We start from the raw sequence: 18,141 nt of genomic DNA, 5'->3' as shown, positions 1-18,141 counted from the left end.
GTGTTCCAACCGACCAGCACCAGGGGCCCATGAAGGTCGTTTTGCTATAAGATAACCGCCATTTTGCGCGAGCCAGCCTGCTCCCGCACTAGCCTTGCGTCCACATTATTCCCGGAGCTTCCATGACGGCCCACGCCGACCTTTCGCCGACCCTGCAACTCGCCATCGACCTGATCCGCCGTCCGTCCGTGACGCCGTTGGATGCCGATTGCCAGAAAATCATGATGCAGCGCCTGGGCGACGCCGGTTTTAAGCTGGAGCCGATGCGCATCGAGGATGTGGATAACTTCTGGGCCAGCCATGGCAAGCAGGACGGCCCGGTGCTGTGCTTCGCCGGCCACACCGATGTGGTGCCGACCGGTCCGGTGCAGGCGTGGCAGCTCGACCCGTTCAATGCGGTCATCGACGAACACGGCATGCTCTGCGGCCGCGGCGCGGCGGACATGAAAGGCAGCCTGGCGGCGATGGTTGTGGCGGCCGAGCGGTTTGTCGCCGACTACCCGGACCACAAGGGCTCGCTGACTTTCCTGATCACCAGCGATGAAGAAGGCCCGGCCCACCACGGCACCAAAGCCGTGGTCGAACGCCTCAAGGCCCGCCAGGAGCGCCTGGACTGGTGCATCGTCGGCGAGCCGTCGAGCACCACGCTGGTGGGCGATGTGGTCAAGAACGGCCGTCGCGGTTCCCTCGGCGCGAAACTCACCGTACGCGGCAAACAGGGTCACGTGGCTTATCCACACCTGGCGAAGAACCCGATCCACCTGGCCGCGCCGGCCCTGGCCGAACTCGCCGCCGAGCACTGGGACCATGGCAACGATTTCTTCCCACCGACCAGCTTCCAGATCTCCAACCTGAACTCTGGCACCGGCGCGACCAACGTGATCCCCGGCGATCTGGAAGCGGTGTTCAATTTCCGCTTCTCCACTGAATCCACCGTCGAGGGCCTGCAACAGCGCGTCGCCGATATCCTCGACAAGCATCAGCTGGACTGGCACATCGACTGGGCTTTGTCCGGCCTGCCATTCCTCACCGAGCCGGGTGCCCTGCTGGACGCCGTGTCGTCGAGCATCAAGGACGTGACGGGCCGCGAGACGAAAGCCTCCACCAGCGGCGGTACGTCCGACGGTCGATTCATCGCCACCATGGGCACGCAAGTCGTGGAGCTGGGGCCGGTCAACGCGACCATCCACCAGGTCAACGAACGCGTGCTGGCGGCTGATCTCGACGTGCTCACCGATATCTACTACAAGACGCTGATCAAGTTGCTCGCCTGATGCTCGCCTGCCCGATCTGCAGTGAACCGCTGAACGCCGTGGACAACGGCGTCGTGTGCCCCGCCGGCCACCGGTTCGACCGTGCGCGGCAGGGTTACCTGAACCTGTTGCCGGTGCAGCACAAGAACAGCCGCGACCCCGGCGACAACCAGGCGATGGTCGAAGCTCGCCGCGACTTTCTCAACGCCGGGCACTACGCCCCGGTCGCCCGGCGCCTGGCCGAATTGGCCGCCGAACGGGCACCTGGGCGTTGGCTCGACATCGGTTGTGGTGAGGGCTACTACACCGCGCAAATCGCCGATGCCCTGCCCAACGCCGATGGCTATGCCCTCGACATCTCCCGCGAAGCGGTCAAGCGCGCCTGCAAACGCAACCCGCGGCTTACCTGGTTGATCGCCAGCATGGCCCGGGTGCCGCTGGCGGATGGCTGCTGCCAGTTCCTCGCGAGTGTGTTCAGCCCGCTGGATTGGCAAGAGGCCAAGCGCTTGCTCAGCCCCGGCGGCGGCCTGATGAAAGTCGGCCCTAACGCCGGCCACCTGATGGAATTGCGCGAGCGCCTGTACGACGAAGTGCGCGAGTACACGGACGACAAGCACCTGGCCTTGGTGCCGCCCGGCATGGCGCTGGATCACAGCGAAACCCTGGAATTCAAGCTGACGCTCGACAGCGGCCAGGACCGCGCCAATCTGCTGGCGATGACGCCCCACGGCTGGCGCGCCAGCGCCGAGCGCCGCGCCAACGTGATCGAACAGGCCGAGCCGTTCGAAGTCACGGTGTCGATGCGCTACGATTATTTCATTGTTCAATAATTAACCTTTGGCCCCTGGCAATCGCTTGGGGCCAGCTAAATCCGCGAATGGATTTTTCAAGACCGCAGTGAGGACATCCATGCGCCAACCCGATATCGAGATTTACCTGAAGGACGCCGACGTTGACCACAAGGCCATCGCCCACTGGCTAGGCGAGGCCCTGGGCCCATGCAGCGACTGGGTACAGAAAGGCCAGACCTACAAGTGCAAGGCTGGCCACATTCCGGTGACCTGGCTGCCCAAGGCCGTAGGAAAATGGAACAGCCTCTATCTGGAAAGTGACCAGACCCCGTGGGAAGACGACATTGCCTGCGCCCGCGCCGCCTTCGCCGCGCTGAACGTCGAAGTGCGCTGCGCGCCCGGCTCCTGGGTGGAAGAAGAAGGGGAAGAATCGGCGGACCGCTGGATTCGCATCAGCGCCGATGGGGAAGAAGAGATTACCTGGAAAACGGCGTGATTTAGCGTCCAGCGCTGATCTAATGTGGGAGCGAGCCTGCTCGCGAAAGCGGTGTGACAGTTAATGAGTCATTGTCTGATACACAGCTTTCGCGAGCAGGCTCGCTCCCACAGGGTTTTGTGTTGCCGGTGAATGCGGCTTACAACCCCACCACATCCTCAGCCTGCAGGCCCTTCTGGCCTTCCACGACCGCGTACTCGACCTGCTGGCCTTCGGTCAGTGAGCGGTGGCCCTCGCCACGGATCGCGCGGTAATGCACGAACACATCCGCTCCGCCCTCGCGCTGGATGAAGCCGTAGCCCTTGGCGTCGTTGAACCACTTCACACTGCCGGTTTCGCGTGTTGCCATGATGCTCATTCCTGTTTTCTTATTGTTAAGTCGGCTTTTCCCGCCCGATTGAAAAGGCAAAGCCGTACGAACCTAAGCCACCGTCCGAACGTCCATGGGGAAGCCCCGGGCAGTAGCCGGCCGAGTATATGACACCCGGAAAAACTCTCAACTGACTTTACTTCGGTGCTTTTTTGCCGATTTTCGACGAATCCGGCACACTGGCGCCCGCTCCATCCCATTCACTCATGCAGAAGCCGTATGACCCGCTCCCCGTTCCGCCGTCTTGTGTTTGGCACCTTGCGCCGACTTTTATATCTCTGGGTTCGCTCCGAGACGATCAATCAGTCGTCCTTTACCCTCAACCTCGACCGCAGTCGCCCCGTGTTCTACGTCCTGCAAGACCCTTCGCTGACCGACCTGGCGGTGCTCGACACCGAATGCACCAAGGCCGGCCTGCCGCGCCCGGTACTGCCGGTCTCGGTGGGCAACCTGCTGGAGCCGGCGGCATTCTTCTACTTGACGCCGGCACCGGACTGGCTCGGGCGCCAGGATAAACGCGGTGCGCCGCCCACCCTGACGCGGCTGGTCGACGTGCTGACCCACAACGCCGCCGAGGACGCGCAGATCATTCCGGTCAGCGTGTTCTGGGGCCAATCGCCCGACAGCGAATCCAGCCCGTGGAAACTGTTGTTCGCCGACAGTTGGGCGGTCACAGGACGCCTGCGCCGATTGCTGAGCATCATGATTCTGGGGCGCAAGACCCGCGTGCAGTTCTCCGCCCCGATCCATCTGCGCGAATTGATCGAGCACGATAAAGGCCACGAACGCACCGTGCGCATGGCCCAGCGGATCCTGCGGGTACACTTTCGCAACCTGAAAGCGGCGGTCATCGGTCCCGACATCTCCCACCGACGCCATCTGGTCAAGGGTCTGTTGAACCAACCGCTGGTCAAGCAGGCCATCGCCGAAGAAGCCGAGCGGGAGAAGATTTCCCCGGAGAAAGCCAAAGCCCAGGCCCTGCGCTACGGCAACGAGATCGCCTCGGACTACACCTACACGGCCATCCGCTTCCTGGAAGTGGTGCTGAGCTGGTTCTGGAACAAGATCTACGACGGCATCAAGGTCAACCACATCGAAGGCGTGCAAAACGTTGCCCAAGGCCATGAAGTCATTTATGTCCCCTGCCACCGCAGTCATATCGACTACCTGCTGCTGTCGTACCTGCTGTTTCGCAATGGCCTGACGCCACCGCACATCGCCGCCGGCATCAACCTGAACATGCCGGTGATCGGCAGCCTGCTGCGCCGTGGCGGGGCGTTTTTCATGCGCCGCACGTTCAAGGGCAACCCGCTCTATACCGCCGTGTTCAACGAATACCTGCACACGCTGTTCACCAAGGGGTTCCCGGTGGAGTACTTCGTCGAAGGCGGCCGTTCGCGCACCGGGCGCATGCTGCAACCCAAGACCGGCATGCTCGCCATTACCCTACGCAGCTTCTTGCGCTCGTCACGCATGCCCATCGTCTTCGTGCCGGTGTACATCGGTTATGAGCGGGTCCTGGAAGGCCGTACCTACCTGGGCGAACTGCGCGGCGCGAGCAAGAAGAAGGAGTCGATCTTCGACATCTTCAAGGTCATCGGCGCCCTCAAGCAACGCTTCGGCCAAGTGGCGGTGAACTTCGGCGAGCCGATCAAGCTGGCGGAATTCCTCGACGGCGAGCAACCTGGCTGGCGCCAGCAGGAGCTGGGCCCGCAATTCAAGCCGGCCTGGCTCAACGCGACCACCAACCGCCTCGGCGAACGCGTGGCGCGGCACCTGAACGAGGCCGCCGCTATCAATCCGGTCAACCTTGTCGCCCTGGCATTGCTGTCCACCAGCCGACTGGCTCTCGACGACCAGGCCATGGCCCGCATGCTGGACTTGTACCTCGCGCTGCTGCGCAAAGTGCCCTATTCGCCCCACACCACCTTGCCTGAGGGCGACGGCCGGGCGTTGATCGAGCATGTCAAAGGCATGGACCTGCTGTCGGAACAGAGCGATGCCTTGGGCAAGATTCTGTATCTGGATGAACAGAACGCCGTGTTGATGACCTACTACCGCAACAACGTGCTGCACATCTTCGCCCTTCCGGCGCTGCTGGCGAGCTTCTTCCAGAGCAGCTCGCGCATGAGCCGCGAACAGATCCTGCGTTATACACGGGCCCTGTATCCGTACTTGCAATCGGAGCTGTTCATCCGCTGGTCGCTGGAAGAACTGGACGATGTGGTCGACCAGTGGCTTGAAGCGTTCGTCGAACAGGGCCTGCTGCGTTTCGAGAAAGACCTGTACTTGCGTCCCGTTCCAAGTTCTCGACACTTTGTGCTGCTGACCTTGCTATCGAAGAGCATCGCCCAGACCTTGCAGCGCTTCTACATGACCGTTTCGCTGCTGCTCAACAGCGGGCAGAACAGCATCAGCGCCGAAGAACTGGAAGACCTCTGCACAGTCATGGCCCAGCGGCTGTCGATCCTGCACGGACTCAACGCGCCGGAGTTCTTCGACAAGAGCCTGTTCCGCCACTTCATCCAGACGATGCTCGACCTCGACGTACTGCGCCGTGATGAAGCGGGCAAGCTAAGCTATCACGAGCTGCTCGGCGAATTGGCCGAAGGCGCGGCCAAGCGTGTGTTGCCGGCGGAGATTCGCTTATCGATCCGCCAGGTGGCGTTGCATCGCAGTGAAGACGCCATGGCTCCGGACACGCCAGTCACCCAGGATTGATTCTGTCACAGGCCCCAGGATTTCACTGGGGCCCCCAATATGGAAATGTCCCCATGAAAAAGCTTCTTCTCGTCGCTGCTGCCACGTTGCTCAGCGCCTGCTCCAGCACGCCGCTGGCCAGCAAGAACAGCCTCGACGGCGAGGTGTTCTACCTGCAACGCATCGCCTTGCCGCCCACTGCTACCTTGACCGTGAGCCTGCAAGACGTCTCCCTCGCCGACGCGCCAGCCGTGACGGTCGATGAGCAGCGGGGCCCCGTCAAAGGCCAAGTCCCATTACCATTCAAGCTCAGTTATGATCCGGCGCAGGTCAAGCCCGGCCACCGTTATGCCGTGAGCGCCCGCATCGAAGTCGACGGCCAGTTGATGTTCATCAGCACTGAACAACACACCGTGCAGCTCGATGGCAAAGATCCGCAGCCGTTGAAGATTCGCGTCAACGCTGCACGCTGATTCCTGTTCCACTCTTCAAGGAAGCTGCCATGCTCCGCTTTACCCTTCGTTTCACCGGCCTGTGCGCCGGCCTGTTGATCTGCGCCAATGCCATGGCCCTGTCCCTCGGCGACCTTTCCCAGAAAGACGCCACGGGTGGTCTCAAGGATGCCCTGACCCAGGGCGCCCAGGTGGCGGTCAAGCAGCTGGGCACCCCAGGCGGGTTCAGCAACAACCCGGACGTCAAGATTGAATTGCCAGGCAAGCTCGGCAAAGTCGCCAGCAGGATGAAAGCCTTCGGCATGGGCGACCAGGTGGATCAGCTGGAAACCAGCATGAACCAGGCGGCCGAAGCCGCGGTGGTGCAGGCCCAGCCGATCCTGGTCGACGCCGTGAAGAACATGAGCGTGAGCGACGCCAAGGGCATATTGAGCGGCGGCAACGATTCGGCCACCCAGTACCTGAACAAGAGCAGCCGCGAGCAGATCCGCGCCAAGTTCCTGCCCATCGTCAAGCAAGCCACCGACAAGGTCGGCCTGGCCCAGCAATACAACGCCTTTGCCGGCCAAGCCGCGACACTGGGAGTGGTCGATGCCAAGAGCGCCAATGTCGAGAACTATGTGACTGAACAGGCGCTGGACGGTTTGTTCGAGATGATCGCAAAACAGGAAGCCACCATTCGCCAGAATCCGGCGGCTGCGGCGACCAGTTTGGCGAAGAAGGTTTTTGGCACCGTCTCAGCCAAGCGCAAAACCACGGTGGGAGCGAGCCTGCTCGCGATATCGGTATCAGCCATAACATCTCTGTTGGCTGTAGCACCGCAATCGCGAGCAGGCTCGCTCCCACATTTGATTTTCAGTGCTATCAGAATCGGTTCAAGTCTTCTTGACCCTGAACCACGCCGCATACAACGCCGGCAGGAACAGCAGCGTCAATGCCGTTGCCACGATCAATCCCCCCATGATCGCCACCGCCATCGGGCCGAAGAACAGGCTGCGAGACAGCGGGATCATTGCCAGCACCGCCGCCAGCGCGGTGAGCACGATCGGGCGGAACCGTCGCACCGTCGCTTCGATGATCGCCTGCCACGGGGCAAGCCCAGCCTTGATGTCCTGTTCGATCTGATCCACCAGGATCACCGAGTTGCGCATGATCATGCCGGACAAGGCGATGGTCCCAAGCATTGCAACGAAACCGAACGGCTGGCGGAACACCAACAGGAACAGCGTCACCCCGATCAACCCCAGCGGCGCGGTGAGGAAGACCATGGCCGTGCGAGAGAAGCTGCGCAGTTGCAGCATCAACAAGGTCAGCACTACCACGATGAACAACGGCACACCGGCATTCACCGATTTCTGGCCTCGGGCCGAGTCCTCTACCGTGCCACCCACCTCAAGCAGATAACCATCCGGAAGTTCCGCCTGGATCGGATCCAGGGTCGGGAAAATCTGCTGCACCAGGGTCGCCGGCTGTTCTTTGCCGTAGATATCGGCCCGAACGGTCACGCTCGGCAGGCGGTTGCGGTGCCAGATCACGCCCTCTTCAAAGCCATACTCCAGCGTGGCGATCTGCGACAGGGCAACGGTCGTGCCGTTGTCGGTCGGCACCGCCAGGCTTGGCAACAGCGACAGCTCCGTGCGCTCATGCACCGTGCCGCGCAGCAGAATCTCGATCAACTCGTTGTCCTCACGGTACTGGCTGACGCTGGATCCGGTGAGGGAGCTTCGCAAGAAGCTCGACAGATTCGTGGTTGTCACCCCCAAGGCTCGCGCACGGTCCTGGTCGATGTTCAGATAGACCACTTTGCTGGGCTCTTCCCAGTCCAGATGCACATTGGCAACGTAGGGGTTTTCCCGGACTTTTGTCGCCACTTTCCTCGCCAGGGCCCGCACCTCCTCGATGTGCTCGCCTGTCACGCGAAACTGCACCGGGTAGCCCACCGGCGGACCGTTCTCCAGGCGCGTCACCCGCGAGCGCAAGGTTGGGAACTGCTCGTTCAGGGTGGTGATCAGCCAACTGCGCAACGGCTCGCGGTCTTCGATGGTCTTGGCCAACACCACGAATTGGGCGAAGCTCGGCGCCGGCAGTTGTTGATCCAGGGGCAGATAGAAACGCGGTGAACCGGTGCCGACATAAGCGACGTAGTTGTCGATACCGGCATGGTCCTTGAGCAACGCTTCCAGGCGCTTGACCTGCTCGGCGGTGTTGACCAACGAAGCGCCTTCGGCCAATTTCAAATCGACCATCAGCTCCAGGCGCCCCGACGCCGGGAAAAACTGCTGCGGCACAAAACGGAACAGCACCACCGAGCCCAGGAACAGCAGCACGGTCAACGCGATGACGGTCTTGCGCCGACGCACGCACCACTCCACCAATCGCCGTACACGCTGGTAGAACGGCGTACCGTAGGGATCGGGCTGGCCGTCCACCGTGCCATGCTTGGCCGCATGAATCTTCGCCAGGTCCGGCAGGAGTTTTTCCCCCAGGTACGGCACGAATACCACGGCAGCCACCCAGGAAGCCAACAGTGCGAGGGTCACCACCTGGAAAATCGAACGGGTGTACTCGCCGGTGCCCGATTGGGCGGTGGCGATCGGCAGGAAGCCCGCCGCGGTGATCAAGGTCCCGGTGAGCATCGGAAACGCCGTACTGGTCCAGGCGTAGCTGGCCGCCCTGATCCGGTCGAAGCCTTGCTCCATCTTGATCGCCATCATCTCCACGGCGATGATCGCGTCGTCCACCAGCAGCCCCAGGGCCAAGACCAGCGCGCCGAGGGAGATTTTGTGCAAGCCGATCCCCAGGTAGTACATCGCGGCGAAGGTCATCGCCAACACCAGCGGAATCGCCAGCGCCACCACCATCCCGGTACGCAGCCCCAGGGAGAAAAAGCTCACCAGCAACACGATGGTCAGCGCTTCCACCAGCACCTGGACGAACTCGCCGACACCGGTCTTCACCGCCGCGGGCTGGTCGGAAACCTTGCGCAATTGCATACCGGCAGGCAGCGTGTTCTGGATGCGGGCAAACTCGACTTCCAGGGCCTTGCCCAACACAAGGATGTCACCGCCCTCCTTCATCGCCACGGCCAGGCCGATGGCATCTTCGCCCATGAACCGCATGCGCGGCGCGGGTGGATCGTTGAAGCCGCGACGCACGTCTGCTACATCGCCGATGCGGAAGGTGCGGTCGGCCACGCGGATCGGAAAGTCACGGATCTCTTCCACGGTCTGGAAATTCCCGGAAACCCGTAGCTGCAATCGCTCGCTGGCGGTCTCGAAGAATCCGGCCGTAGACACCGCGTTCTGCGCTTCCAGGGCTTGCTGGACCGCCGCCAGCGGCAGGCCGAGGGTCGCCAGTTTCACGTTCGACAGTTCGACCCAGATTTTCTCGTCCTGCAGGCCGAGCAATTCGACCTTGCCCACATCCTTGACCCGCTGCAGCTGGATCTGGATGCGGTCGGCATAATCCTTGAGCACGCCATAATCGAAGCCGTCACCGGTGAGTGCGTAGATATTGCCAAACGTGGTGCCGAACTCATCGTTGAAGAACGGCCCCTGGATACCCGGCGGCAAGGTATGCCGGATATCGCTGATTTTCTTGCGGATCTGATACCACAGCTCGGGAATCTGCTTGGAATGCAGGGAATCGCGAGCCATGAACGTCACCTGGGATTCGCCCGGGCGGGAGAACGAGACGATCTTTTCGTAATCGCCGGTTTCCATCAGCTTCTTTTCGATGCGCTCGGTGACTTGGCGCGACACTTCCTCAGCCGTGGCGCCTGGCCAGATCGTGCGGATGACCATGGCCTTGAAGGTGAACGGCGGGTCTTCGCTCTGTCCAAGCTTGGTGTAGGAAAGCGCCCCGACGATTGCGAGCAACAGCATCAGGAACAGTACGATCTGGCGGTTACGCAACGCCCATTCGGAAAGATTGAAGCCCATCGGGGATTACTCCTTGGCCGCCAGGTTGACCACGCGGTTGGAGCGATCCACCGGCCGCACCTGCTGGCCGTCCAGGAGCACATGCACGCCAGCGGCCACCACCCAGTCATTGGCACCCAGGCCTTCAAGCACCGGCACGTTGTTTTCGCCAAAGGCACCGACACGCACCGGGACTTTCTTGAGGGTGTTGTCGGGGTTGACCACCCAGACATAAGTCGCGCCGTTCTCGGCGGTGAGGGCCGACAGCGGTACCGACAGGGGGACCTTTTCGGCATTCTGGATAAACACCCGGGCGCTCTGGCCCAGTTCCGCCGGGACGCTGCCGGCGGTGAAGGCGACACGAGCGGCGAAGGTGCGGGATCTGGGATCGGCGGCCGGCGAGAGTTCGCGGATACGTCCGCTAAAGCGCTGGTCAGGTTGGCTCCACAGCTCGACCGAAACAGGCTGGCCAATCTTGAACCGACCGAAACTCTGCTCCGGCAGGCTGATCAGCACCTCGCGTTCACCGTCGGTGGCCAGGGTGAAGACGGTTTGACCGGCCGACACGACCTGACCCACTTCCACCGAACGCCGGGCCACGACGCCATCCTGGGGCGCACGCAAAATCGAATAGCTGGCCTGGTTGCTGGCAACGTCGAATTCAGCCTTGATCTGCTTGACCCGCGCGGCCCCGGAGCGAAAGAGATTTTCGGCGTTGTCGTATTGGGAGCGGCTGACCATCTGCCGCTCCATCAAGGTCTTGTAACGGTCACGCTCGGCACGCACCAGGCTCAGGTTGGCCTCGGCGGCAGCGACCTGGGCCCGGCTCGCCTCGAGTTGCAGACGCACGTCTTCGGGATCGAGTTCAGCCAAGGGTTGATTGGCCTTGACCCGCTGCCCCTCCTCCACCAGCCGTCGGCTGACTTTGCCACCGATGCGAAAGGCCAGGTCCGGCTCGAATCGCGCCCGCACTTCGCCAGGATAACTGTCCATCGCCTGGGCCGAGGGCTCGGGCTTGACCACCATGGCCGGGCGGACGGTGACGGCCACCGGCTCTTCGTGGCCACACGCAGACAATAAAAAAGCCAGGCTGACTGGCACGGCGAGGGGCAGGACATAGCGGAACATGGTGGATGACCTTTCGCTAATGATGCTTGGAATAATTATACTGGCGGGTATGTTATTAATAGCAAACTCACCAGTCCAGTATTAAAGCGAAGAATGTCGAACAATCCTCCCCCTCCCAGCGGCCCTGGTCGTCCGAAGGATCTGGCCAAACGCCAGGCCATTCTCGATGCGGCCAAAAATCTCTTCCTGAGCCTGGGTTACGCCAGTACCAGCATGGATGCAGTGGCGACCGAGGCCGGCGTATCGAAGCTGACGGTCTACAGCCACTTCAACGATAAGGAAACGTTGTTTTCCGCCGCGGTGATCGCCAAGTGCGAGGAGCAAGTGCCGCCGCTGTTCTTCGAATGGGTCGAAGGCGTCCCGATCGAACACGTGTTGTTGAACATCGCCCGAGGCTTCAATCAACTGATCAACAGCGACGAGTCGGTGAATCTGCATCGGCTGATGGTCGCCCTGGGTAGTCAGGATCCGAAGCTCTCGACGATTTTCTACGAGGCCGGCCCGCAACGCATGCTCTGCGGCATGGAGCGGTTATTGAGCAAGGTCAACCAGAGCGGCGCCTTGAGCATCGACAAACCGCGAAATGCCGCCGAGCATTTTTTCTGCCTGATCAAGGGGGCGGCCAACTTCAGGTTGCTGTACGGCTGCGACGGACCGCAAGACGCCGAGGCGGCCGAGGCTCATGTGCAGGAAGTGGTGGGGTTGTTCATGCGGGCCTATCGGCCTTAGTTCCCAAGCGCCAATCTCCCAGCATGGGAGGCTCGCTTTAACAAGGGAACAGTGCAGGTCCGATGTGAAAGCGAGCTTGCTCGCGATGGAGGCGACACGGTGTCACGCCTTGAGCGCCTTCTTGGGATAGATATCGTACCGACTGGACTTGCCCTCGAGCCCATGGCTCGGCTTCGGCCCTTCGATGCAAGGCGCCTTGCGCGGGCGCTTGACCACCACCCGGTGGGTCGCCAGCGCCAGCGCCGCGGCCAGCAGCGCCGGTGCGTCATTGTCATCGCCCACCAAAGGTCGGAACAGGCGCATTTCCTTTTTCACCAGGGCGGTTTTCTCCCGATGGGGAAACATCGGGTCCAGGTAGATCACCTGGGGCGGCTCGCCTTCCCAATGGCGCATCACCTCGATGGAGTTGCCCTTGAGCAAACGCATGCGCGCCACGATCGGCGCCACGTCGAAATCTTCCGCGCCACGGGCCAGGCCATCTTCCAGCAATGCACCGATCAGCGGCTGGCGCTCGATCAGGCTCATTTCGCAGCCCAGGCTCGCCAGCACAAACGCGTCCTTGCCCAACCCGGCCGTGGCGTCGAGTACCCGCGGACGCACACCTTGGGCGACACCGACCGCCTTGGCGATCATCTGGCCGCTGCCACCGCCGTACAAGCGCCGATGGGCCGCGCCACCCTCGACGAAATCCACCCGCACCGGTCCCGGCGCGTCCGGACCCAATTGCTGCAATTGCAATCCCTGCTCGCCGACCTGCAAGGCAAACTCGCCATCGTCCACTTGCAAAGGCAGGCCAAGCCGCTCTGCCCATTGTTCGGCCTGGGGCTGGAACGCCGGAATCAAGGCCTCGACATGGATGCGGCAGGCCGCGGGTTGCTCAATCATGAAAACACGCTCGAAAAAATTAAGGATCGGCAAAACCAGCCGATAACAACGGTGAACGGCATTTTGCCAGAGCTGAGCGTCGACCGAGAAAAATGTCAGACATTCAATCCACATCGATAGGCGTTATCTCCCCTTACGGCGATTACAGCCTGCGTAACACCCAAGCGCTGAGCGGCGTCAGTCACCTGTGGCAGGATTTTTTTGCCCGGGCCCTGGCCGATCAACTGGGTGAAAACGCACCGGCGCCTGGCAGCTACCAGCCCGTCGCCCTCGATGAAGCGGTTGAACCGACCCTTGGCGCCGAGCTGCTGGAGCACATCGTCAGCCAGCGCACCTGCGACGTGAAGGAAACCCAGGTCAAGCCGCCAGAGCCGTTGTTCCTGCCGATTGCCGAGTTCGAACTGGATTTGCTGGACAAGCCGTTCCCACCGTTCCCGCCCGAAGAAATCGTTGCCCAGCAAAAGCAGCAAACCTTCGAGAGCAACTGGGTTCGCCCGATCGTCCTCACAGCCGGCCAGCCACAGTCGGAACCGGGCCCGGCGCCGCACCCGCGTCCATTGCACCTGCCGATCGCCGAGTTCGAACTCGACTTGCTGGATAAACCGTTCCCTCCGTTCCCGGAAGAGGAATTGGTGGCGCAGCAGAAGCAACTCGATTTCGATACCCGTTGGGCACGTCCGATCGTTCTGCAGAACCTGCGTATCGCCGCCTGATTCTTACCGACAGATCCACCACGGCCCTACATCCAGATGGAAGTGGTTGCGGTGCGCCGCGTTGTAGTCCGGACTCAACACCACACTGAACATCTCACAGGCGCCATCTCGCACCTGCCGCAGGAACTGCGCATCGGTGTTGTCTTTCGGCCAGTCCCTGAGCACGCTGATCGCCTTCCCATTGGCCAGGCGAAACCCGGCAATATCGAGCGCGCTGGCGGTGGCGTGCTGGCTGCGCGCCCCGCTCTCACGGCCGTACATGTTGCGACAGGCAAAGCTGCCCAGATGATCGACCCGCGCGACTTTCTGCCCATAGGCCGCCGTTGCCGCCGGCTGCAGCGCATGGCGCTCGAACAACGCAAAAGCCACGGCCAGCGGGCAACTTGCCAGGAAGCTGCTGCTCAGCGCTACCTCGCCGCCCCGCACTCGCAACACATTGGTCAACGGACAGGTGGTGTTGGCGCCGCTGTCCGCCTGGCGAGAGGTCCGAAGCCCTGACGTAGCGAGCGCCTGGTCGCACAGTTGCGGGTCGTTGCGCAGGGCCATCAGCTTGTAGCGGGTCAGCATGTTCGGCGGGGCGCTGACGTCCAGTGGCGCCCAGGGATTCCATTGCGGCGGCACCGACAACCAGCCGCGCCATACGCCAAGCACTGCGGCGCCGACGATCAGCAGCACCACCATCAAACCTTTGAAAAACCGCACGACAACGCCCCGGGCATCAGCCCTTGAATAATTGATTGGCCTGCTTGAATGGCATCGAGCGACGGGTGAAGGTGAACGTGCCTTGCTCCTGGATTTCCTGCGCGGCGCGGAAGAACTCGCCATAGGCCGCCAGCGCCAACGCCGAGCCGACACTGATGCGCTTGACGCCCAGTTCGCTCAACTGCGCCACGGTAAGGTCCAGGGCACCGGACATCAGCACATTGACCGGTTTGGGCGCCACCGCTTGTACCACCGCGAGGACCTGTTCGGCGCTGCTCAATCCTGGCGCGTACAACACGTCGGCGCCTGCGTCGGCGAACGCCTTGAGGCGTTGGATCGTGTCGTCCAGGTCGGGTTTGCCGTGCAGGAAATTTTCCGCGCGGGCGGTGAGCATGAACGGGAACGGCAGGCTGCGCACCGCCTCGGCCGCGGCCTTGACCCGCGCGACTGCTTGGTCGAAACGATAGATCGGGCTGTCTTCGCGCCCGGTGGCGTCCTCGATGGAGCCCCCCACCGCCCCGGCCTCTGCCGCACGCAGCAGGCTGGCCGCGCATGCGTCGGGCGCATCGGCAAAGCCGTTTTCCAGGTCGACCGCCACTGGCAGATCCGTGGCCGCCACAATCGCTCGCACGTTGGCCAGGGTGTCATCCAGGCCCAGCGCACCATCGGGCCGCGCCAGGGAAAAAGCGTGGCCGGCACTGGTGGTCGCCAAGGCTTCGAAGCCAAGGCTGGCGAGCATCTTCGCCGATCCGGCATCCCACGGATTGGGAATTACAAAGGCCCCTTCGCGTTCATGCAGGGCCTTGAACGCCTGGGCTCGCCGGGTTTGTGCATCCATCAGAGTCGCTCCTGAGCAATGGGAGGGTTTGCCTTAGAGCAATCCCAGTTGCTCGGCGGCGGGTTCTCTATATAGCTCAGGCAGGGCCGGCAAGCCAGGCAAACGGTTCATCAAGCGGCTGTGAAAACGCATCGCGAGCTTTGCCGCCAGAAGGTTGTCGGCGGTGTGCAGGAACATGTACGGGGTGCGCCCTTCTTCGATCCACTCGGCGATTTTTTCCACCCAGGGCGTCAGGAACGGCTCGTTGGCTTCCACCACTGGATGGCCGACGAAGCGCACCTGCGGGCATTGAGTGAAAGCCGCTGGCCGCGTAGGCACCCGTGGCTTCTTGTATTGCGCATCAAGCACTGAGGGATCGGTCGAGGCGCAGCTGAACAAGCCCCGTGGATCGAGACAGATGCGTTCCACGCCGCGATCGAGCAACAGGCGATTGAGCCGGCGCTCGGCATCGCCCTTGGCAAAAAACTCGTCGTGGCGGACCTCGACCGCCAACGGGCTCGGGAACGCGTCGATAAACGCCGCCAGCTCCTGCATCCGATTAGGCGTGAAGGCCTTGGACAGCTGCAGCCAAAACGGCGAGACGCGCTCGCCCAGCGGGCTGAGCAGTTGAACGAAGGTTTCAGTGGCGGTCAGGTGTTCACGCAAGTCGCCGCCATGGCTGATGTCGCCCGGGATCTTGGCCGTGAAACGAAAATGCTCGGGCATGATTTCCGCCCAGCGCTGGACAGTGGCCGCAGACGGGCTCGCATAGAAGGTCGTGTTGCCTTCCACGGCATTGAAAACCTGGCTATAGAGGTTCAGGAAGTCGGAGCTTTTTGCGTCTTGGGGATAAAGATAATCGCGCCAGGCGTTTTCGCTCCAGGATGGGCAGCCCAGGTAATAAGGCAACCGCATCAGATGTAGAGGTCGAGCCCTAGCACTTCCATATCCCAGTCGACAAAACCGGCAGTGCTCAAATAACTGGCAAGGGCCGTGGCGACACTGCGGCTCATGGCGCGGTGATACAGCATGTCCTGCTGACGGGCGGGGAGATTGCTCAGGCGCTGCGCAGAGGCTTTGGCGGCACGTGCGGCCAGTTGCTCTTCGGACGGAAATTCCAGGTCGCCATCGATGTCATCGAAGTTTTCGGGCTCAGCGGATTTACCCGCACGAGGCCGACGCTTGATCGGGTAGGACTGGGATGAAACGCCGTCTATACGCATGACAGAATGCTCGGTATCAATGATGGCAATTTAGCGGCACATTCGTAGCCGCGCAAACGCGCAAGTGATAACTAGAACACAGAAAGCCAAAAAGGTTTAAAAACGGGCCGGAAAAGTGACGACTGGCAAGGTTGGGTGTGACTTATGGACGGGGAAATGACTTTCAGCCAGAAAACTCTGGGATTAAAAGTGCCTGTGTGGCGGGGGATTTATCCCCGCTCGACTGCGCAGCTCTCGCCAGATCCGCATCTGGCGCAACAATGTCGGGGGCGCTACGCGCCCAGCGGGGATAAATCCCCTCGCCACAACTGTGCCCGCTTGGAGTGTGGTCAAGCCTGGGATTGTCGCTCGGATTTTGGCGTTGCTACCTTGTCCCGCAGGTAAACCGGCTGGGCATCATCGGCCACAATGGCTTCGCCGCGTTCCCAGGCGAAGCGTGCCAGCGCAAGCAAGTCTTCGGCATGGGGCAACATCGAGGCGTCCTGGCCAACAAGGCTGACACCGATCCGCTCGGCATAACCCCAGCCCGTACCGGCGCCGAACCAATCACCACTCGCCTCAGCCGGCAGCGCCGCCGCCTCGGGTGGCAATACCGCTTCAGGCCCCGCCAGGCGCATCTCGCCGTTGGCTTCGCGATAGCAGCCCCAATACACCTCGTCCATGCGCGCATCGATCGCCGCGGCGACCTGGCGCGCACCGTGTTCGCGCAGGGCGCGCTGGGCCAGCACCGCCAGGTTCGACACCGGCAGCACCGGGCGCTCCAGGGCAAAGGCCAAGCCCTGCACCACGCCGATGGCGATGCGCACACCGGTGAAAGCCCCGGGCCCGCGACCGAAGGCGATTGCATCCACCGCTTGCAAGTTGGTGCCGGCATCGCTGAGCAACTGCTGGATCATCGGCAGCAATTTCTGCGCATGCAAACGCGGGATCACCTCGTAATGGCTCGTGACCTTGCCGTTGTGCAGCAAGGCAACGGAGCAAGCTTCAGTCGCGGTGTCCAGGGCCAGCAAGGTGCTCATTGATGTGTCCGTAAATCAGGTGGGGAAAAAGTGCGCCAGTATAAACAACTACGGCCCGCAAGCGGGCCGTAGTTGTTGCTGCCGATCAGACTTTTCAGCTCAAGGCCGCAAGCACTTTGGCAGTGATGGCCTCAACCGAACCGACGCCTTCGATATGGCTGTATTTCGGCTTGCCGTTGGCAGCCGACAGCTTCTGGTAGAAATCCACCAGCGGCTTGGTCTGGGAGTGGTAGACCGATAAGCGATGACGCACGGTTTCTTCGGTATCGTCCTTGCGCTGCACCAGTTCTTCACCCGTCACATCGTCCTTGCCTTCGGCTTTTGGAGGATTGTAAACGGTGTGATAGACACGGCCGGACGGCTCATGAACACGTCGACCGGCGATGCGCTGGACGATTTCTTCGTCCTCGACGGCGATTTCAACGACTGCATCCAGCTCGACGCCGGCGCTCACCAGGGCTTCAGCCTGTGGAATGGTGCGCGGGAAACCATCGAACAGGAAGCCATTGGCGCAGTCAGGTTGAGCGATACGATCCTTGACCAGGGCGATGATCAGGTCATCCGACACCAGGCCGCCGGCATCCATGATGCTCTTGGCCTTGATGCCCAGCTCGGTGCCGGCCTTGACCGCCGCACGCAGCATGTCGCCGGTGGAGATTTGCGGGATACCGAATTTTTCGGTGATGAACTTTGCCTGAGTACCTTTACCGGCCCCGGGAGCTCCCAGCAGAATGACGCGCATCGATGTGCTCCTCAATTTTTTTATGTAAACGCTCGGATTCGCCTCGTGGGGCCAATCTCGGAAAACAGGATCGTGGCCGCCCAAACGGCCAAAGGCTGATCAAGATACACAGCAGGCCCGACCCACACAAGCCGCCGAAAGTCGGAGGAACCCGCGTCGAACGCGACCTTCGTACGAGGTGGCGAGAGTCGCAACCTGACA

General features: G+C 61.8%; 17 protein-coding genes and 1 pseudogene. 8 read left to right on the top strand and 10 right to left on the bottom strand.

What is annotated here, in order from left to right:
- The first annotated feature begins 122 nt into the window (after nucleotides 1-122).
- The 3 genes from dapE (at nucleotide 123) to ACLK1G_RS03905 (ending at nucleotide 2,540) form a co-directional block, all read left to right on the top strand.
- Entirely contained in the window at nucleotides 123-1,274 is a 1,152-nt protein-coding gene (gene dapE, locus ACLK1G_RS03915; protein ID WP_420764227.1) for a succinyl-diaminopimelate desuccinylase, read from the top strand.
- On the top strand, nucleotides 1,274-2,083 hold the full coding sequence (locus tag ACLK1G_RS03910) for a putative RNA methyltransferase (protein ID WP_420764226.1): 810 nt from the start codon (nucleotides 1,274-1,276) through the stop codon (nucleotides 2,081-2,083). Before dapE ends, ACLK1G_RS03910 begins: the two co-directional genes overlap by 1 nt.
- Before the next feature lie 79 nt (nucleotides 2,084-2,162).
- Nucleotides 2,163-2,540 (top strand): hypothetical protein, encoded by a 378-nt coding sequence (locus tag ACLK1G_RS03905; protein ID WP_420764225.1) that lies wholly within the window; start codon nucleotides 2,163-2,165, stop codon nucleotides 2,538-2,540.
- Between the two features lie 139 nt (nucleotides 2,541-2,679).
- Here the strand turns inward: ACLK1G_RS03905 and ACLK1G_RS03900 are convergent, their stop codons facing one another.
- Nucleotides 2,680-2,889, bottom strand: coding sequence for a cold-shock protein (locus ACLK1G_RS03900; RefSeq protein ID WP_007927922.1), 210 nt, complete (start codon nucleotides 2,887-2,889; stop codon nucleotides 2,680-2,682).
- Nucleotides 2,890-3,129: 240 nt separating this feature from the next.
- Here ACLK1G_RS03900 and plsB point away from each other — a divergent pair, with 240 nt between their 5' ends.
- From plsB to ACLK1G_RS03885, 3 genes and pseudogenes are all read left to right on the top strand, one after another.
- A complete protein-coding gene (plsB, locus tag ACLK1G_RS03895) occupies nucleotides 3,130-5,631 on the top strand; it encodes a glycerol-3-phosphate 1-O-acyltransferase PlsB (protein WP_420764224.1) in 2,502 nt (833 codons plus the stop codon).
- Between the two features lie 53 nt (nucleotides 5,632-5,684).
- Entirely contained in the window at nucleotides 5,685-6,083 is a 399-nt protein-coding gene (locus tag ACLK1G_RS03890; RefSeq protein ID WP_420764223.1) for a YbaY family lipoprotein, read from the top strand.
- Nucleotides 6,084-6,112: 29 nt separating this feature from the next.
- A pseudogene (locus tag ACLK1G_RS03885) lies at nucleotides 6,113-6,793 on the top strand (DUF4197 domain-containing protein); the annotation flags it as partial.
- A gap of 144 nt (nucleotides 6,794-6,937) precedes the next feature.
- On the opposite strand, the gene ACLK1G_RS03880 reads toward ACLK1G_RS03885, so the two are convergent.
- Nucleotides 6,938-10,003 carry an efflux RND transporter permease subunit gene (locus tag ACLK1G_RS03880; RefSeq protein WP_420764222.1) on the bottom strand — a complete coding sequence of 1,022 codons (3,066 nt, stop codon included), beginning with the start codon at nucleotides 10,001-10,003 and terminating at the stop codon, nucleotides 6,938-6,940.
- Nucleotides 10,004-10,009: 6 nt separating this feature from the next.
- Nucleotides 10,010-11,110 (bottom strand): efflux RND transporter periplasmic adaptor subunit, encoded by a 1,101-nt coding sequence (locus ACLK1G_RS03875; protein WP_420764221.1) that lies wholly within the window; start codon nucleotides 11,108-11,110, stop codon nucleotides 10,010-10,012.
- Nucleotides 11,111-11,203: 93 nt separating this feature from the next.
- On the opposite strand from ACLK1G_RS03875, the gene ACLK1G_RS03870 reads away from it, so the two are divergent.
- Nucleotides 11,204-11,839 (top strand): TetR/AcrR family transcriptional regulator, encoded by a 636-nt coding sequence (locus tag ACLK1G_RS03870; protein ID WP_420764220.1) that lies wholly within the window; start codon nucleotides 11,204-11,206, stop codon nucleotides 11,837-11,839.
- A 102-nt stretch (nucleotides 11,840-11,941) separates the two neighbouring features.
- Here ACLK1G_RS03870 and ACLK1G_RS03865 read toward each other — a convergent pair whose 3' ends face one another.
- A complete protein-coding gene (locus tag ACLK1G_RS03865) occupies nucleotides 11,942-12,724 on the bottom strand; it encodes a class I SAM-dependent methyltransferase (protein WP_420764219.1) in 783 nt (260 codons plus the stop codon).
- Between the two features lie 92 nt (nucleotides 12,725-12,816).
- Between ACLK1G_RS03865 and ACLK1G_RS03860 the strand changes: the two genes are divergently transcribed.
- Entirely contained in the window at nucleotides 12,817-13,437 is a 621-nt protein-coding gene (locus ACLK1G_RS03860) for an energy transducer TonB (protein WP_420764218.1), read from the top strand.
- Nucleotides 13,438-13,440: 3 nt separating this feature from the next.
- Here the strand turns inward: ACLK1G_RS03860 and ACLK1G_RS03855 are convergent, their stop codons facing one another.
- The 6 genes from ACLK1G_RS03855 to adk form a co-directional block, all read right to left on the bottom strand.
- Nucleotides 13,441-14,139 carry an extensin-like domain-containing protein gene (locus ACLK1G_RS03855; protein WP_420764217.1) on the bottom strand — a complete coding sequence of 233 codons (699 nt, stop codon included), beginning with the start codon at nucleotides 14,137-14,139 and terminating at the stop codon, nucleotides 13,441-13,443.
- 16 nt (nucleotides 14,140-14,155) lie between these two features.
- Nucleotides 14,156-14,977 carry an isocitrate lyase/PEP mutase family protein gene (locus ACLK1G_RS03850; RefSeq protein WP_420764216.1) on the bottom strand — a complete coding sequence of 274 codons (822 nt, stop codon included), beginning with the start codon at nucleotides 14,975-14,977 and terminating at the stop codon, nucleotides 14,156-14,158.
- Between the two features lie 33 nt (nucleotides 14,978-15,010).
- Nucleotides 15,011-15,871, bottom strand: coding sequence for a DUF72 domain-containing protein (locus ACLK1G_RS03845; RefSeq protein WP_420764215.1), 861 nt, complete (start codon nucleotides 15,869-15,871; stop codon nucleotides 15,011-15,013).
- A complete protein-coding gene (locus ACLK1G_RS03840) occupies nucleotides 15,871-16,179 on the bottom strand; it encodes a hypothetical protein (protein ID WP_420764214.1) in 309 nt (102 codons plus the stop codon). Before ACLK1G_RS03840 ends, ACLK1G_RS03845 begins: the two co-directional genes overlap by 1 nt.
- Nucleotides 16,180-16,508: 329 nt before the next feature.
- On the bottom strand, nucleotides 16,509-17,198 hold the full coding sequence (gene tsaB, locus ACLK1G_RS03835) for a tRNA (adenosine(37)-N6)-threonylcarbamoyltransferase complex dimerization subunit type 1 TsaB (RefSeq protein ID WP_420764213.1): 690 nt from the start codon (nucleotides 17,196-17,198) through the stop codon (nucleotides 16,509-16,511).
- A 94-nt stretch (nucleotides 17,199-17,292) separates the two neighbouring features.
- Nucleotides 17,293-17,940, bottom strand: a complete 648-nt coding sequence (gene adk, locus ACLK1G_RS03830) for an adenylate kinase (protein WP_420764212.1) — start codon at nucleotides 17,938-17,940, stop codon at nucleotides 17,293-17,295.
- Nucleotides 17,941-18,141: the final 201 nt, after the last annotated feature.

This window comes from Pseudomonas algeriensis, from assembly GCF_048847255.1.
Lineage (GTDB): Bacteria > Pseudomonadota > Gammaproteobacteria > Pseudomonadales > Pseudomonadaceae > Aquipseudomonas.
Note: the sequence above shows the minus strand (reverse complement) of the source record. Positions and strands in the feature narration are given on the sequence as shown.

What these genes read in the sequence shown, in the direction of transcription:
- dapE (WP_420764227.1), top strand. Translation starts at nt 123, where the DNA reads ATGACGGCCCACGCCGACCTTTCGCCGACCCTGCAACTCGCCATCGAC.
- ACLK1G_RS03910 (WP_420764226.1), top strand. Translation starts at nt 1,274, where the DNA reads ATGCTCGCCTGCCCGATCTGCAGTGAACCGCTGAACGCCGTGGACAAC.
- ACLK1G_RS03905 (WP_420764225.1), top strand. Translation starts at nt 2,163, where the DNA reads ATGCGCCAACCCGATATCGAGATTTACCTGAAGGACGCCGACGTTGAC.
- ACLK1G_RS03900 (WP_007927922.1), bottom strand. Translation starts at nt 2,889, where the DNA reads ATGGCAACACGCGAAACCGGCAGTGTGAAGTGGTTCAACGACGCCAAG.
- plsB (WP_420764224.1), top strand. Translation starts at nt 3,130, where the DNA reads ATGACCCGCTCCCCGTTCCGCCGTCTTGTGTTTGGCACCTTGCGCCGA.
- ACLK1G_RS03890 (WP_420764223.1), top strand. Translation starts at nt 5,685, where the DNA reads ATGAAAAAGCTTCTTCTCGTCGCTGCTGCCACGTTGCTCAGCGCCTGC.
- ACLK1G_RS03880 (WP_420764222.1), bottom strand. Translation starts at nt 10,003, where the DNA reads ATGGGCTTCAATCTTTCCGAATGGGCGTTGCGTAACCGCCAGATCGTA.
- ACLK1G_RS03875 (WP_420764221.1), bottom strand. Translation starts at nt 11,110, where the DNA reads ATGTTCCGCTATGTCCTGCCCCTCGCCGTGCCAGTCAGCCTGGCTTTT.
- ACLK1G_RS03870 (WP_420764220.1), top strand. Translation starts at nt 11,204, where the DNA reads ATGTCGAACAATCCTCCCCCTCCCAGCGGCCCTGGTCGTCCGAAGGAT.
- ACLK1G_RS03865 (WP_420764219.1), bottom strand. Translation starts at nt 12,724, where the DNA reads ATGATTGAGCAACCCGCGGCCTGCCGCATCCATGTCGAGGCCTTGATT.
- ACLK1G_RS03860 (WP_420764218.1), top strand. Translation starts at nt 12,817, where the DNA reads ATGTCAGACATTCAATCCACATCGATAGGCGTTATCTCCCCTTACGGC.
- ACLK1G_RS03850 (WP_420764216.1), bottom strand. Translation starts at nt 14,977, where the DNA reads ATGGATGCACAAACCCGGCGAGCCCAGGCGTTCAAGGCCCTGCATGAA.
- ACLK1G_RS03845 (WP_420764215.1), bottom strand. Translation starts at nt 15,871, where the DNA reads ATGCGGTTGCCTTATTACCTGGGCTGCCCATCCTGGAGCGAAAACGCC.
- ACLK1G_RS03840 (WP_420764214.1), bottom strand. Translation starts at nt 16,179, where the DNA reads ATGCGTATAGACGGCGTTTCATCCCAGTCCTACCCGATCAAGCGTCGG.
- tsaB (WP_420764213.1), bottom strand. Translation starts at nt 17,198, where the DNA reads ATGAGCACCTTGCTGGCCCTGGACACCGCGACTGAAGCTTGCTCCGTT.
- adk (WP_420764212.1), bottom strand. Translation starts at nt 17,940, where the DNA reads ATGCGCGTCATTCTGCTGGGAGCTCCCGGGGCCGGTAAAGGTACTCAG.